General features: G+C 58.6%; 15 protein-coding genes. 9 read left to right on the forward strand and 6 right to left on the reverse strand.

Annotation, left to right across the window (positions count from 1 at the left end):
• The first annotated feature begins 60 nt into the window (after positions 1-60).
• Complete coding sequence (locus tag AB8C10_RS05750; protein WP_368867131.1) at positions 61-636, forward strand: Ltp family lipoprotein; 576 nt, start codon at positions 61-63, stop codon at positions 634-636.
• A 78-nt stretch (positions 637-714) separates the two neighbouring features.
• Here the strand turns inward: AB8C10_RS05750 and AB8C10_RS05755 are convergent, their stop codons facing one another.
• Positions 715-1,215: an HD domain-containing protein gene (locus AB8C10_RS05755; protein WP_368867132.1), complete on the reverse strand. Its 501-nt coding sequence runs from the start codon at positions 1,213-1,215 to the stop codon at positions 715-717.
• Between the two features lie 541 nt (positions 1,216-1,756).
• Here AB8C10_RS05755 and AB8C10_RS05760 point away from each other — a divergent pair.
• On the forward strand, positions 1,757-2,611 hold the full coding sequence (locus tag AB8C10_RS05760; RefSeq protein ID WP_368867133.1) for a DUF4253 domain-containing protein: 855 nt from the start codon (positions 1,757-1,759) through the stop codon (positions 2,609-2,611).
• 84 nt (positions 2,612-2,695) lie between these two features.
• Here the strand turns inward: AB8C10_RS05760 and AB8C10_RS05765 are convergent, their stop codons facing one another.
• Genes AB8C10_RS05765 through AB8C10_RS05775 form a run of 3 tightly spaced genes read right to left on the reverse strand, consistent with a single transcriptional unit; the run spans position 2,696 to position 4,936 of the window.
• Entirely contained in the window at positions 2,696-3,370 is a 675-nt protein-coding gene (locus AB8C10_RS05765) for an energy-coupling factor transporter transmembrane protein EcfT (protein ID WP_368867134.1), read from the reverse strand.
• A complete protein-coding gene (locus tag AB8C10_RS05770; protein ID WP_368867135.1) occupies positions 3,360-4,253 on the reverse strand; it encodes an energy-coupling factor ABC transporter ATP-binding protein in 894 nt (297 codons plus the stop codon). Before AB8C10_RS05770 ends, AB8C10_RS05765 begins: the two co-directional genes overlap by 11 nt.
• 32 nt (positions 4,254-4,285) lie before the next feature.
• A complete protein-coding gene (locus AB8C10_RS05775; protein ID WP_368867136.1) occupies positions 4,286-4,936 on the reverse strand; it encodes a biotin transporter BioY in 651 nt (216 codons plus the stop codon).
• 291 nt (positions 4,937-5,227) lie between these two features.
• On the opposite strand from AB8C10_RS05775, the gene AB8C10_RS05780 reads away from it, so the two are divergent.
• Positions 5,228-6,826: an ABC-F family ATP-binding cassette domain-containing protein gene (locus AB8C10_RS05780; protein ID WP_311445954.1), complete on the forward strand. Its 1,599-nt coding sequence runs from the start codon at positions 5,228-5,230 to the stop codon at positions 6,824-6,826.
• A gap of 780 nt (positions 6,827-7,606) precedes the next feature.
• On the opposite strand, the gene AB8C10_RS05785 is transcribed toward AB8C10_RS05780, so the two are convergent.
• Together AB8C10_RS05785 and AB8C10_RS05790 are read right to left on the reverse strand one after the other, a co-directional pair.
• The gene (locus AB8C10_RS05785) at positions 7,607-8,335 is read right to left on the reverse strand and encodes a metal-dependent hydrolase (protein WP_049354628.1); all 729 of its coding nucleotides are present in this window, start codon (positions 8,333-8,335) and stop codon (positions 7,607-7,609) included.
• Positions 8,336-8,490: 155 nt separating this feature from the next.
• Positions 8,491-8,718, reverse strand: a complete 228-nt coding sequence (locus AB8C10_RS05790; protein ID WP_005506080.1) for a hypothetical protein — start codon at positions 8,716-8,718, stop codon at positions 8,491-8,493.
• Between the two features lie 286 nt (positions 8,719-9,004).
• Here AB8C10_RS05790 and AB8C10_RS05795 point away from each other — a divergent pair, with 286 nt between their 5' ends.
• The 6 genes from AB8C10_RS05795 (at position 9,005) to AB8C10_RS05820 (ending at position 14,491) form a co-directional block, all read left to right on the forward strand.
• On the forward strand, positions 9,005-9,721 hold the full coding sequence (locus AB8C10_RS05795; protein WP_005509097.1) for a beta-ketoacyl-ACP reductase: 717 nt from the start codon (positions 9,005-9,007) through the stop codon (positions 9,719-9,721).
• A 72-nt stretch (positions 9,722-9,793) separates the two neighbouring features.
• The gene (locus tag AB8C10_RS05800; RefSeq protein ID WP_060824810.1) at positions 9,794-10,537 is read left to right on the forward strand and encodes an SDR family oxidoreductase; all 744 of its coding nucleotides are present in this window, start codon (positions 9,794-9,796) and stop codon (positions 10,535-10,537) included.
• Positions 10,538-10,797: 260 nt separating this feature from the next.
• Entirely contained in the window at positions 10,798-11,586 is a 789-nt protein-coding gene (locus AB8C10_RS05805; RefSeq protein WP_368867137.1) for an ABC transporter ATP-binding protein, read from the forward strand.
• Positions 11,583-12,461: a TrmH family RNA methyltransferase gene (locus AB8C10_RS05810; protein WP_304193641.1), complete on the forward strand. Its 879-nt coding sequence runs from the start codon at positions 11,583-11,585 to the stop codon at positions 12,459-12,461. Before AB8C10_RS05805 ends, AB8C10_RS05810 begins: the two co-directional genes overlap by 4 nt.
• A gap of 252 nt (positions 12,462-12,713) precedes the next feature.
• The gene (locus AB8C10_RS05815) at positions 12,714-12,968 is read left to right on the forward strand and encodes a type B 50S ribosomal protein L31 (RefSeq protein ID WP_005506069.1); all 255 of its coding nucleotides are present in this window, start codon (positions 12,714-12,716) and stop codon (positions 12,966-12,968) included.
• Positions 12,969-13,294: 326 nt separating this feature from the next.
• Positions 13,295-14,491 carry an LCP family protein gene (locus AB8C10_RS05820; RefSeq protein WP_368867138.1) on the forward strand — a complete coding sequence of 399 codons (1,197 nt, stop codon included), beginning with the start codon at positions 13,295-13,297 and terminating at the stop codon, positions 14,489-14,491.
• The last annotated feature ends 186 nt before the right edge of the window (positions 14,492-14,677 follow it).

Raw genomic sequence — 14,677 nt, forward strand, 5'->3', positions numbered from 1 at the left:
ACACTCACGTCATACTAGGTTCCTCATGCAACGGCCGCTTGAGGACGCCGAAAGGAAATCATGGCACAAAAGATTATTGCCGCTGACGGTTCTGTCTACGTTAAGAAGAAGCCTTTTTATCTCCGTTGGTGGTTTATCACTCTCGTTATTCTTTTTCTTCTTGGTGGTTGCGCTTCGATGATGGGCGGCGGATCCAGCAAGTCGACGAGTGCGAGCGCTTCTTCACCTTCGGTAGCTGCTGATTCTTCTGCTACTACTGAGGCTTCTCAGAAAACTGGTACTGAATCCTCTCCCGTAGCTGGGGCGGAATCCAACGCAAAGCAGAATGATAACAGCGTTCCCACTGAATATAAGTCTGCTTTGAAGAAGGCGGAGTCTTATTCTCGCACTATGCACATGTCCAAGCAGCGTATCTACGACCAGCTCACCAGTGAATTCGAAAAGTTCTCTCCTGAGGCTGCTCAGTACGCTGTAGACAATGTGAAGGCTGACTGGAACGCGAATGCCCTGGAGAGTGCAAAGAGCTACCAGAAGACTATGAACATGTCTCCTGAAGCAATCCGTTCTCAGCTGACTTCTTCCATTGAAGGTTTCACCGAGGAAGAAGCGGAGTACGCTATCTCTCACCTGAGCTAATTCAATAGATGATTCATAGAAGCCGCCCGGCATGGAACACATTCCATACCGGGCGGCTTCTATATGGTCAGCTTGAACCTAATCGTTCAGGTGCAGCAGCTTCAGCGAGTGCTCATACTTGATCATGAGGCAGGTACGAGTCGGTTCCTCCAGAAGCGCCAAACGCTGCGGGTCAGTATTATCCGCAATATCGGCAAGCTTCACTAGACGAGCCAAATCATTCACACGCACCCGGCTCAGATACGACTCACGCGACTCACCCGGGCGGCGGGTCAAGGCCTCAATCGCATCCACAATACGCGCCGAGAAATAACGCGCCAGATACGCGAGGGAAACGCCGGTATCCTCCACCGTGTCATGCAGCAGCGCCACGATCTGCGCTTCAGCCTTCAGCTCCTCCAAAGACACATCGGGGTCAGTGGCGGCAGCCATTTCAGACACAAGCTTGCGCGCACCAAGAGCCACACGGCGAGGGTGGGAGATATAGGGCCAGCCGTTACGGTCAGTCTGCCCCTCATGCGCCTTATCAGCGATGCTGTCTGCCAGGCGAACCATCTCTTTGTAGTAGTTATTCGACATGAGAACCTCCGTTGGTTTGAACTCCTGCGAGTTGATGGTCCCAGCGGCGTTTTCCGTACCAACGCGGCACGGGTGGTAGCTGGTACCAACACTTTACTCCAGCAGCTACGCGGCGGCGGCAGAACTCGCCCGAAAAACCCCTAATACGTCAAATATGACGCGCCGAAGAAGAAAAGAGGGTGTTTTTCTTTCTGAAATTGTGGGTTTGGTACCCTTTCTGCCGCGTATCTGCGGTTGGTAACAGGCATTCAGGAGGCGCCCGCCACCTCCGCGAAAGTGTCCGCCGAACCCTTTGGTACCACCCGGTGTAACTCGCCCAAAATCTCATATGGTGGCGAAAAATTTCTAACTTTTTCTAGCGAAAATCGGCGCGCAAACCGCCCAACACTAAGGCAGTTTAAGCGTGTTTAGCACACACCGATACACACTCATCAAACGAAAAAATCGCGCGCCCTCCGCGCCCTGCTAAAACATCCAAAAACCCGTATTTTTGCGCGAAAATACGCGATAAACTGGGGGCAACCAAACATCGGAGAACACCATGGCAGAGCTCTATGAGCGCTTCGTCGCCTTGTATCCCTACCCACACGAGCGAATCCGCCACGGCGCCCCACGAGCCGAACTTAACCGGCGATACCTCGAACACCTTTACGAGGGCAAGAACCGGGGAACAACCCCCATCGTGGTTGCCCTCGACCCGACCCTGCTCGGGACCATTGAGAATAACGTCTCCCTGCGTACTTCAACACCCGTGCAGGACATCACCGCTGACACCGTCGAGCGGTACGCACACGACCTCATCACCGACCATCACCATTACCTGGATCAAGTCGGTGTAGAAGTTGCCGCGCACGAGGCCTTCCGGCACCTGAACGAGAGCACCTACCTGCAGACCTACCGCCTCCTCATGGAAAACGGCGAACTCGGTGAAGACGATATCGCTATGCCGCTAAAAGCGGAGTACCCCTTCGAACTGACCGCAGGCATCATCAATGAGAAGGTCAAAGCCACCGACATTGACAGCGCCGCGGAACTGCTCATCATGGACCTGCCGCTGTGGGATGCTTCCGGCGTGTTCGCCTACCTGCCTTTCGGCGGATGGGACTCCAGCCCCAGCCCCGAGGCGATGCTGTCCATTGCCCGCTACTGGTTTGAACGCGATGACGCCTACCCGGCTGTTATCGCCTCGGACTTTATCGAGTTCTACACGCCTGTACCGGTCACAACCCGCCGCGACGCAGAGATTCTGGCGGTTGAGCATACGATGGTTTCCTCGGCGATGCCGGTGCGTGTCTACCGCGGCTTCGACAAGCTCGTGGAGGCGCTCTACGGCCAGCACGACTGGTACCTGTGGTGGGAGCAGCTGCCGGCGGCGCTCCTCATTGAAACGCCCTAAACCACCCGCCTAAGCTAGGCGAGGCAAAGCGAAGGGGGCGGGATGAACCTGCACGGTTCACCCCGCCCTTCTCGCGTATCTGCGCTATTTCAGCTCGTCCACGTGTCGTGCCCGCAAAGCACGAGCGGTCGCCGTCGCGTAATCAACCGCCTGCACCACCCACGGAATCAGCAGCCGCCAATACATGCGCTTGGGCAGATTACGCGCCACCGCCGCCCGGCGCAACGCACCCCAACGGTCCATGAGCGCCGGAATCGACCGGACCATCAACGCAATCAGCAGACCCAGACGCTCGGGAGAAAGACCCACGAAACGTAGCGGCGAACACAGCTTCACAAAGCCGTCAATCAGAACCGGCAGGGGAGTGCTCACCAGCAGGGTACGGGAAGCGTAGAAAGCCGTCAGCATGGTCGCGATAGCATCCGCGCCGGAAGCGTACTGGCCCGTAAACACGTAATAGGCGACCATGATCAACAACAGCAGAGACAGCGTGCGAACCACCAGCCACAGCTGGGAGGCGGGCACACCAGCCCACAACGCGCACAGCGTGGAGGCAACCAAAGCCACCAGCGCCACCTGCCAGCCAGTCACCGCCAATAACAAGAACAACCCAAAGAAGAGCGTGCCCTTGAGCCACAGCGGCGCCCGATGCACCGGCGTGTTCAACGGCTGGTAGAAACCTACCAGCAGAGTACCGGGGTTGAAATCCGAGCCCTGGCCGGCGGGGCGAGGATTCACGCGCGGCGTGTTAGCGCCCATGCGCGCCTCCTGCCGAATCCAGACCTTCGGTAGCGCCCTCGTTGGGGAACCCTTCGGCACACCACGTGCGGTACTGCTGCACCAGCTGCGCCGCATCCCCCTGAGCGAGCAGACGGCCGTCATGAATAATGACAGCTTCATCGCAGGAGGCCGCCAAATCCAGGTCGTGCGTGCTGAGCACCAGCATCTGATCCAGCGACTCCAAATGCTTCAGTAGCCGCGCGCGATTACGCAAATCCAGCAGGGTGGTTGGCTCATCGAGCAGAAGAATCTGCGGGCGCGCCGCCAGCACACTGGTGAGAGCGACCAGCTGCTTTTCGCCTCCCGAGAGGGTGAAAACGCTCTGGTCCTCCAGACGCTCGAGGCCGCGCTCACGGAGCAATTCACGAATCCGCTCGCGGCGCTGCTCACCGCTGAGGGCACTACCTTCAACGGCTGCGGCACGGCGCAGGCTCAGGTCAATATCTTCGGCAACGGTGGGCATAATCAGCTGCGCCTCCGGCTGGGCGAAGAGCATGCCCACACCCTCAAAAGCACCCTGCGAATTACCCTGAGCGCCCGCACCCTTCGAGCCGCGACTCGGCGCCTCCAGAGTGTCAACACCGTTCACGCGCACAATACCCTCATCCGGGTGGGTGAGCCCATTGAAAAGCCCCAGCAGGGTAGACTTACCGCTACCGTTCAGACCCAGAACCGCGGTGCGCTTCGCCGTGAACCGCAGGCTCACATCCTTGAGGATACGGCGATGCCCGCCTTCGGGCAGCTCGGTGAAAACACTCACCGATTCAAGCTCAAGGGCGGGCATGCTGGTAGAGGCGCTCACCGCCTGCTCGCCCTGCACCTGCTGCGGTGCAGGCTGGCGCGTGGAGCGGCGAAAAAACATAGCTATCCTCTCGTGTGGTACATCGTGTGGCTTTAACGCTGGGCAGAAGCCAGGGACGGGAAGGCGCGGCGTACCGACAAACCAACCAGAACCGCGATCGTGGACTTCACCAAATCCCAGGGAACGAACACCATCGCCGCGCTGAACGCGGCATCAAAAGTCATGTGGGCGTTCACCATCATACCGGCGATACCGCAGGCGGTCAGAACCACAAAACCGCAGAAGTTTGCGACCAGAGCCATGAGGAAGGTTGCACCAATCGAACGGGTGTTGCGGGTGAACAGGTAGGCGAGGGTACCGGCAATAGCGGCGAAGGGCAGGAAGCCGAGCAGGTAGCCGGCACTTGGGGAGGCGAGCGTACCCAAACCGGCGCCGCCCTTAGCGAAGATGGGCAGGCCAGCGAAACCAACCAGCAGGTACAGCGCCACGGAGGCGGTGGCACGCTTGCCGCCGAGCACCTGAGCGGTGATGTAAATGCCGAGGGTCTGGAAGGTGAAGGGAACCGCAACGCCGCCCAGGCTGACGGCGGGCATGATGGCGAGCGCGGCGATGAAGCCCGCGAACACTGCGATGAGAGAGAGGTCGGTGGCGAGGGAGGTCTTTGCCGCTACGTTACGGCGCGGTGCCTGGGATGCCGGGGAAGTCTGGGTTGCCTGGGCTGATTCGCGCGCGGAATCGGTCATTGAGGTGGTACTCCTTTGATACGTATTGCTCTGCAGATTTTTCTACAGAGTTGAGGGTAGCGGTGGTTGACTGCTTGTCACAACCCAGTTTTGAACAATGTTCTATGAATGGTGTCCGGTATGTATAGTACACCGCACACCACAAAAACAAAAGGTGCCCCACATGCGCACTCGGCACGCCTGCACTAAAATTGATGAGGTGCTCTGCGCGCTCGCCGCTTCTAACCCGGTGAATCCCGCCCACCGAGCACTATCAACCCACACACCAGACCGCCATCCGGAAAGGCACCCATGATTGCTGTACAGAACCTCGAATTGCGTGCAGGCGCGCGCCTGCTCATGGAAGAGGTCACCTTCCGCATCGATAAGGGCGACAAGATCGGTCTGGTGGGCCGCAACGGTGCCGGTAAGACCACTATGACTAAGGTGCTTGCCGGTCTGACCCTGCCCGCTGACGGTACGGTGACCCGCAGCGGCACTATCGGCTACCTTCCGCAGGACCCGAAGGTGGACGACATGAGCCAGCTGGCTCGTGACCGCATCCTCTCGGCGCGTGGCCTGGACGGTGTGGCGCGCAAGATGCGTCAGGCGCAGGAGGACATGGCGAGTGAGGACCCGGCGGTGCGTGCTAAGGGTATGCGCCGCTACGACCGCCTGGAGGCTGAGTTCATTGCCGGCGGCGGCTACGCGGCGGAGTCGGAGGCGGCGGTCATCACCTCCAACCTGGACCTGCCGGAGCGTGTGCTCGCCCAGCCGCTGTCTACTCTGTCGGGCGGTCAGCGTCGCCGTGTGGAGCTGGCGCGTATTCTCTTCTCCAATGCGGACACCATGCTGCTGGATGAGCCGACCAACCACCTGGATGCCGACTCGATTCTGTGGCTGCGCGATTTCTTGAAGAACTTCTCGGGCGGCCTGATGGTCATTAGCCACGATGTTGACCTGATGGAGCTGGTCGTCAACCGCGTCTTCTACCTGGACGCGAACCGCTGCGTGATTGACCAGTACAACATGGGCTGGAAGAACTACTTGCTTCAGCGTGAGCAGGATGAGCACCGCCGCAAGCGTGAGCGTGCGAATGCGCAGAAGAAGGCGAATGCTCTGATGGAGCAGGCGAATAAGATGCGCGCGAAGGCGACGAAGGCTGTTGCCGCTCAGCAGATGATTAAGCGTGCTGAGAAGCTTCTGCGCGGCCTGGAGGAGGAGCGTCAGAGCGATAAGGTTGCGGCAATTCGCTTCCCGGATCCGGCGCCGTGCGGTAAGACGCCGCTCTCTGCGCAGGGTCTGTCGAAGTCCTACGGCTCTCTGGAGATTTTCACGGACGTTGATTTGGCGATTGACCGCGGTTCGCGCGTGGTGGTGCTGGGCCTGAACGGTGCCGGTAAGACCACTCTGTTGCGCATGCTGGCTGGTTCCACTCAGCCTGATACGGGTGAGGTCGTGTACGGTCACGGCGCGAAGCTGGGCTATTTTGCGCAGGAACACGAAATTCTTGATGGTGACCGCACTGTCTTTGAGAACATGAAGTCCGCTGCGCCGGATCTGGACGACACCCGTGTGCGCACGATTCTGGGTTCGTTCCTATTCTCCGGTGATGACGTGGATAAGCCTGCCGGTGTGCTTTCCGGTGGTGAGAAGACCCGTCTGTCCCTGGCGACCCTGGTGGCGTCGAGTGCGAACGTGCTGCTGCTCGATGAGCCGACCAACAACCTGGACCCCGCCTCGCGTGAGGAGATTCTGAACGCGTTGAAGGCGTACCAGGGTGCCATTGTGATGGTTTCCCACGATGAGGGTGCCGTGGAGGCGCTGGATCCTGAGCGTGTGCTGCTTCTGCCGGATGCGGTGGAGGATTTGTGGTCGAAGGATTACCAGGATCTGATTTCGCTGGCGTAAAGGCTGGCGTAAAGCAGTATTCACCGACATAAAAGCATGGGGGAGGCTCCGGTGCCGTGTGGCGCCGGGGCCTCTTTGCGTGTATTGCTCGTTGTTTTATTGTCCGGGGCGTATCGTCCGGGGTGTATTTCTGTGTTCTGAAGATACGTTGCGGAAGATGTTGTCGGTATTTCTCTCGTGAATAGTGCCGAAAAATGTGACCTGACCCGTGGGGTTGTATTGTTTTCTGATCATATGTGGTGTTATTGCGTTCCCGTACATGGGAACTGTGGGTTATGACACACGAAACTCGTGCCGTATTTGACGGGAAATAATGTTGCCTTGTGGGTTTTCCCGAGGGAAAGAAAAGCTCTCAGGCGATATTTCAGGGGGTCTGTGTGGGCTTTTCGAATTTTTCATGTGTCTCTACATACATTGTGGGAAAAATAGTAGAAACCCAACATGCAGGGGGCGTAGACTTATAACTGTTCCCGCCATTGCGAGGACGCAAATGCGAAACATTAGGGCTCACTACCGATGGTGAGCTAACGCGGGGGAGAAGAGATTCCCGCCCGCTCACGAAGGAGAACTGCCAATGCACAACACTGAGTTCGAGAAGTACCCCACCTCCGGTGAAGAGAACGTTGAGGTTGACGTCTTCTGGCCCATCCAGGACGCTTAATCTCTCACCCCGATAGGTCGGGATAAGGATTAGAAAAGCGCCCCGCCGCTTCCGTAGGGAAGTGACGGGGCGCTTTGCTGTCCTCTTTGATGCTGTTCTCATGGAGGATTTGTATAACGTTATGCGGCGTGAATACCCAGTCCGAACATTTGCAGGGGGTATTCGGTAAAGCCCATCATGGCTGCCGCGTACCAGGCGACGTACCCGGTCAGTGCTAGAACGAGTGCCTTCTCGCGTACGCTGCCAGCATCACCCAGGATCGGGAGCGCCATGTAGCCGCTCTTTTTCCATAGGGGGGATGCCACCAGGGGCTTGATGACAATGGGGTAGAGGGGTAGCAGTCCGCGGGTTGTCAGCAGGTCGCCGATCAGGTGAATGGTGGCGCCGACCGAAATGGCCCAGGGGAGTAGTGCTAGCGAATCGGTCGTGTAGGCAGCGTACCCGAGGGCGACGGCACCGATCCATCCACCCGGCGCACCGAGCACACGTAAGGCTAGACCGCCCGAGAATGCGGCAAGAAGTAGCGAAGCCCAGGGGATTCCGTTGTAGCTCAGGTTGGCGCTGAAATAGGCAATCGCCCAGAAGGCTACCAGGCCCAAAATAGAGTGCGTTCCCTTGCGGTGTCCACCGCTGACTGCCCCGACAATGCGGGCTACCCAGCGTGAAATGGGTGGAATGGAGTTGGCGATACTGCCGTTGTGGTGGTCAATATCCGGCAGCATGCCCGCACCGGCGCACGCCAGGGTGGTCACGATGAGGGTGGGGGTATCGGGAACCTGCACCACTCCCGTCTCGACGAGCACTAGCCAGCCAGCTGCGGCGCTGACAGTGTGCGAATAGCCCATCATGGGGAGGTGCCTCCTTGGGTGTGATTGCCTAGTGAGCGTGATTGCCCGGCGTGCCGGGATGTTCACCCGAGCTCATTAGAACAAATATAGCATATATCGAAATTACTTTCGATATTCGGGGTTACACTTCAAACGGAGCTACCTCCCACGTGGCACTACCCTTCAAACGGAAGAGTCTGCTTCCAGAACTCACGCTCACGCAGGTAATTTTCCAGCCAGCCCACGTGTTCGGAGCATGCCAACCAGATTTTGCGGCGCTCGGGGGTGTGCACCTTCGGGTTGTTCCAGAGCAGCTGAAATTCTGCCGCCTGCTGGCAGCCCTTGCGGGAGCACTTGGCGTACTCGGGCTGTGCATCCTGAGAAAGTGAACCGAGTAGATCCATGTTTTCTTATCCTTACTATTGCGCCTCTACGTGCGGTGTTATTCCGTGCCCGCGCGAGCCCGCAGAAAGGGGGCGCGGGCTGTTCCGCTTCAGCTAGTGTACGCGCCCGATGAGGTATGCAAAAGAAGGGGAGTGGGTGTTCGGTGTTCAAGAGTGGAGTGTAGCCTGCGGCACCTTTGCGCTAAAACGCGGTAAAATAAGGTTTGTCTGTCCATCCGTCCATACCCCAACCGTGGAGCCGCTGCATCGGCTCTAATCGCGAGGGGTCGACTCATCAAGGAAGCTCATGAGCGAGAACACTCCCAAGACCGTGCTGGTCACCGGCGGCAACCGAGGTATCGGCTACGAAATTGCCAAGGAATTCCAGGCAGCAGGACACAACGTCTGCATCACCTACCGTAGCGGTGAAGCCCCCGAAGAATTTTTCGCCGTCAAGGCAGATGTACGCGATGCCGACAGCATTAACGAAGCATTCAAGGAAATTGAGGCAGAATTCGGCCCTGTGGAGGTGCTGGTCGCTAACGCAGGTATCACCCGCGACATGCTGCTGATGCGCATGAAGGAATCCGACTTCACCGACGTGGTCGACACCAACCTCACCGGTTCTTTCCGTGTGGTTCAGCGCGCCATCAAGGGCATGCTGAAGCTCAAGCGCGGCCGCATCATCCTGGTTTCCTCCGTGGTGGGCCTGTACGGTTCCCCCGGCCAGGTCAACTACTCCGCATCTAAGGCGGCACTGGTCGGCATGGCACGCTCCATCACCCGCGAGCTGGGCGGCCGCAACATCACCGCTAACGTGGTGGCACCGGGCTTCATTAACACTGCAATGACCGAGGTTCTGCCCGAAGAGACCAAGAAGAACTACCTGGCATCCATCCCGGCCGGTCGTTTCGCTGAGGCGGAAGAGGTCGCTCGCGTGATTCGCTGGCTCGCATCCGATGAGGCTAGCTACATTTCTGGCGCTGTCATCCCCGTTGATGGCGGCCTGGGCATGGGTCACTAACCCCCACCCGTACGGACTGCATGAAGCGCCCGAGCGTGGGCGTACCCTTTCTAGACTTAAGGACATAAAACTATGGCACAGCTGACCGGCAAGACCATCATCATTACCGGCTCCTCCCGCGGCGTTGGCGCAGACACCGCACAGATTCTCGCCGCTGAGGGCGCGAACATCGTGGTGAACTACCGCTCTAAGGCACCGCGCGCGAACAAGATCGTCAAGGCCATTGAAGAGGCTGGCGGCAAGGCAATCGCAGTGCAGGCTGACGTGACCAACAGCGAGGACCTGCAGAACCTCGTCAACACCGCCGTGGAGACCTTCGGCTCCCTGGACTACCTGATCCTGAACGCTTCGGGCGGCATGGAAACCGGCATGGGCGAAGACTACGCAATGCGCCTGAACCGTGACGCACAGCTGAACCTGGCACGCCTGGCCGCAGAGAAGATGCCCGAAGGCGCACGCATCGTGTTCGTGACCAGCCACCAGGCGCACTTCATCCGCGAGGTTGAGACCATGGATGAGTACAAGCCCGTCGCAGAGTCCAAGCGTGCCGGTGAAGATGCACTGATCGCCGAGATCCCCGCACTCTCCGAGAAGGGTATCTCCCTGGTCGTCGTGTCCGCTGACATGATTGAAGGCACCGTCACCGCAACCCTGCTGAATCGCCTGCACCCCGGCGCTATTGAGCAGCGCCGCGAGACCGCCGGCAAGCTCTACACCGTCAACGAGTTCGCGCAGGAAATCGCAAAGATGGTCACCGCAGACGTTGAGACCGGCCACGTTGAGCTGGTCGGCGGCGCACGCGGCTTCATCGACTAATAACTCTGTAGCTATAGGTGCCGTTGCGGATGCACCCGCACCCCTGACAAGGTACATCTGACAAGGTACATTTGATGAGGCGTGCCGTCTTCGACGTGGCGGCACCTATAGCCCCTGAGCTCCCTATAGCTCCTAGATTTTGCGCGAGGAACCCAATGTGGGGTGCCCGCGTACTATGTGCGCCAACCGCTCCGATAACCCGGCACGGGTTGCGGGGTGAGGGGCGCATCCCATCCATCTAACTCACTGGAAGAAGAACCATGAGCACCGTACTCAACCTTCAGAATGTCTCCGTGATTCGCGGCGGCCGCCCCATCCTTAACAACGTTTCGTGGACTGTGAACGAAGGTGAACGCTGGGTCGTTCTGGGCCCCAACGGCGCCGGTAAGTCCACTCTGCTTTCGATTGCGGCAGCCCGCCTGCACCCGACCAGCGGCGAGGTTGAAATCCTTGACGAGACCCTCGGCGCTGTTGACGTGTTCGACCTGCGCCCGCGCATTGGTCTGTCCTCCGGTGCTTCGGCTACCCAGATTCCCGCCAATGAGAAGGTCTCTGACGTTGTCGTGACCGCAGCATACGCTGTGTCCGGCCGTTGGAAGGAAGAATACGACATCATGGACGACGAGCGTGCGACCGAGCTGCTGGCTGAGTGGGGTGTCGATACCCTCGCTGACCGCACCTTCGGCTCCCTCTCTGACGGCGAGCGCAAGCGTGCACTGATTGCCCGCGCCCTCATGACCGACCCCGAACTGCTGCTGCTGGACGAGCCCGGCGCAGGTATGGACATTTCCGGCCGTGAGGACCTGGTCGAGCGTCTGACCGCACTTGCCGCTGACCCCTACGCACCGGCTACCGTGCTCATCACCCACCACCTCGAGGAAATCCCGGCGGGCTTCACCCACGCCCTGCTGATTCGTGACGGCGGCGTGGTCGCTGCCGGCCCGATCCTGTCCACCATTACCGAGGCGAACCTCGCCGCAACCTACGACATGGATCTGGCTCTGACCGTCACCTCCGCGGGTCGTTACTCCGCGTTTAAGCGCGCATGAGCCGTGCCCCGAAGCAGCTGAGCGCCGAACAGATCGCTGAGCGTGCCGAGCGTGTCTACGCCATCGAGTCGGTCACGGCTCTGGCGCAGGCACCCGAGCAGGCTTTGCGCTACTACACGCAGCTGACCGACGTGAAGCTCCGTAGCGCCATGGAACCGCAGTGGGGTATTTACATTGCGGAGTCCTCGAAGGTGATTCGTCGTGCGCTCGCTGCCGGTCATCAGCCCGTTTCTTTCCTGATGAGTGAGAAGTGGGCTGATGATTTGGCGGATGTTTTGCGCTCGCACCCGGACACTCCCGCGTATGTGGGTAGTGAAGAGCAGCTGGAGCGGGTGACCGGTTTTCATCTGCATCGTGGTGCGTTGGCGGCGATGGCTCGTCCGGCGCCGCAGCCTCTGGAGCAGTTGCTGCAGGGTGCCTCTCGCGTGGCGATTTTGGAAGATATTGTGGACCACACGAATGTGGGAGCTATTTTCCGTTCGGCTGCCGCGCTGAACGTGGATGCGGTGCTGGTGACTCCGCGGTGCGCTGATCCGCTGTATCGCCGCTCGATTCGCGTGTCGATGGGTACTGTTTTTCAGGTGCCGTGGGCTCGCTTGGAGTCGTGGCCTGCTGACTTGCAGACCCTGCACGAGCTGGGCTTTAAGAGCGCGGCGTTGGCTCTGGAGGAGGACTCACTGACCCTGGAGGAGCTGTCTGCTCGCCGGGATGAGAAGCTTGCGCTGATTCTGGGCACGGAGGGGCACGGTCTGTCGCCCCGCACCTTGGCGGCGTGTGACGATACGGTGATGATTCCGATGTCGCACGGTGTGGATTCTTTGAACGTTGCGGCGGCGAGCGCCGTGGCGTTCTGGGAGACTCGCCCGCGTTCATAACCTGAGGTCTCACCTGGTTATTAACCCGCGTGAGTGCCTTCTTCGGGTGCCCTTGCGGCGTGTCGGTTGGTGCCTGTGAGGGAACGTACTGGGATTTAATCCGTGAAGGTGGTACCCTTAATGGGTTGTGCGCGCCCAATGCGGGCACAATGGTGATGCGCTCTGAGATTTTCTCGATAGCTGCACATCGAAAAACCTACTCCATCTATATAAGGGCTACTGGCAAAATCCAGTAGCAGAAGAAGGTAATCAATGAAGGCAGAAATCCACCCGGACTACAACCTGGTTCTGTTCCGCGACCTCGCATCCGGCAAGGTCTTCCTGACCCGTTCCACCATGACCTCGGACAAGACCGAGAAGTGGGAAGACGGCAACGAGTACCCGATCGTCGAGGTTGAAATCTCGTCCGAGTCGCACCCGTTCTACACCGGTAAGCAGCGCATCATGGACTCCGCAGGTCGCGTCGAGCGCTTCAACGCACGCTTCGGCAACTTCGGCAAGAAGTAAATCTTCTGTCCCAGTTTTGCTCTATAGCGAAATCAATGCCCCGTTCTCCTTGGCTTTCAGGGAGGCGGGGCATTGTGCGTTCTGCGGCACATAGCAAAATAAATCGCGTGAACGTGAGGAAAGTTGTAGTATAAAACCTTTCGTTCGCCGGTGCGCAGACCCGCTGACAGCGTTACAATGGGAAAGTATTTTGCGAGCTGTGCATTTTCTGTGCCCTCCAGCGCCGCCCCGTATCGGCGGGTATTCTCCGGCTCTCTGCATTCTAGAGACTTCGCTGGGTGCACTGCGCGCCTCGCGTATCACCACCTCAAACAAAGGACAACTTAATGAGCGACGCTCACTCTGAACCGTCGCAGAAGAAGAAATGGGTCAAGCGTATTCTGCTGATCCTGCTGATTCTTCTGCTGGTTATTACCCTCGGTATTGGTTTCTTTATTTGGCGTGCTGGCCACACCTGGGATAGCAAGACCGAGAAGTTTGACTCCATCACTAAGGTGGATGAAGACCTCAGCAAAATTAAGGAGCAGCTTGGCGAGGCTAAGAAGCTCAACGTGACGGAGCTGAAGGCTCCGACCGTCACCAACTCGGACACCGGCAAGAACGGCACCAACGCTAGCGGTGAGAACAGCTCCGATGCTGCTGCGGCTCTTGCAGCGAACGCCAGCGAGCACGATAAGAACGGCGACGGCATCCTGGATGACGGTTACAGCTACAATGTCGTGAAGGGTCCGGGCAAGAACATCCTGCTGCTCGGTAGCGATACTCGTTCCGGTTCTGAAGCAGCTCAGGTGAGCGGCTCCCGTGCAGATAGCATCATGCTTGCTCACATCCCTGCTGATGGTAAGGGCGTGTACCTGGTCTCGATTATGCGTGATACCTGGGTGAATATCCCCGGTTACGGTTCGGCAAAGATTAACGCGGCGCTGAACTACGGTGGTATTTCTCTGCAGGTGGCAACCGTTGAGAACCTGCTGGGCATCAAGATTGATCACGTGGCTGAGATTGAGTTCGAGGGCTTCAAGGCTCTGGTGAACTCCGTTGGTGGCGTGGACGTTCAGGTCCCCTTCAACTTTGATATCAACATTTGGTCCTTCAAGCAGGGTATGCAGCACATGGATGGTGGCGCGGCACTTGCGTTCGTGCGTGCTCGTTACCAGTTCGCTGATGGTGACTACCAGCGTGTTCGTAACCAGCGTGCGTTCCTGCGCGGCCTGTACAACACGATGAAGGCGAAGGGCGCGTTGAGCAACGTGGGTTCGTTCCAGTCTGCTGTTGAGTCTATTGCAGGTTACATGCGTGTGGACTCCGGTCTGGATGCGGCGCAGATCGCTCAGATTGCGGCTCCGGTGCTGACCAGTGGTGACACCACGATGCGTATGACCACCCTGCCGAACGCGGGTCCGGGTTGGTCTTACGACGGCCAGTCGATTGTTATCGTGAACCAGGCTGCGAACGCTAACCTGTCCTATGCTTTGCAGCATGACAGCATGGATCAGTTCATGGCAACTTATGGTCAGGACTAAGGTCTGACTCCTTGCGGGGGTGAAAGCTGATGAGGCGTTCACCCCTGCTGGTTTTTAACCGATTCCAGAAAGTCCCGGAATGCGGGCCACCCGGAGGGGCCTTCGTTAGCGTTTAGAGAGCCAGCCGTTCATAAGAGCCCGCTGGGGCGCACGAAAGGGGCGGCTACCTCACCGTGATGGTAAGGT

The organism is Rothia mucilaginosa (assembly GCF_964210535.1).
GTDB classification, from domain to species: domain Bacteria; phylum Actinomycetota; class Actinomycetes; order Actinomycetales; family Micrococcaceae; genus Rothia; species Rothia mucilaginosa_F.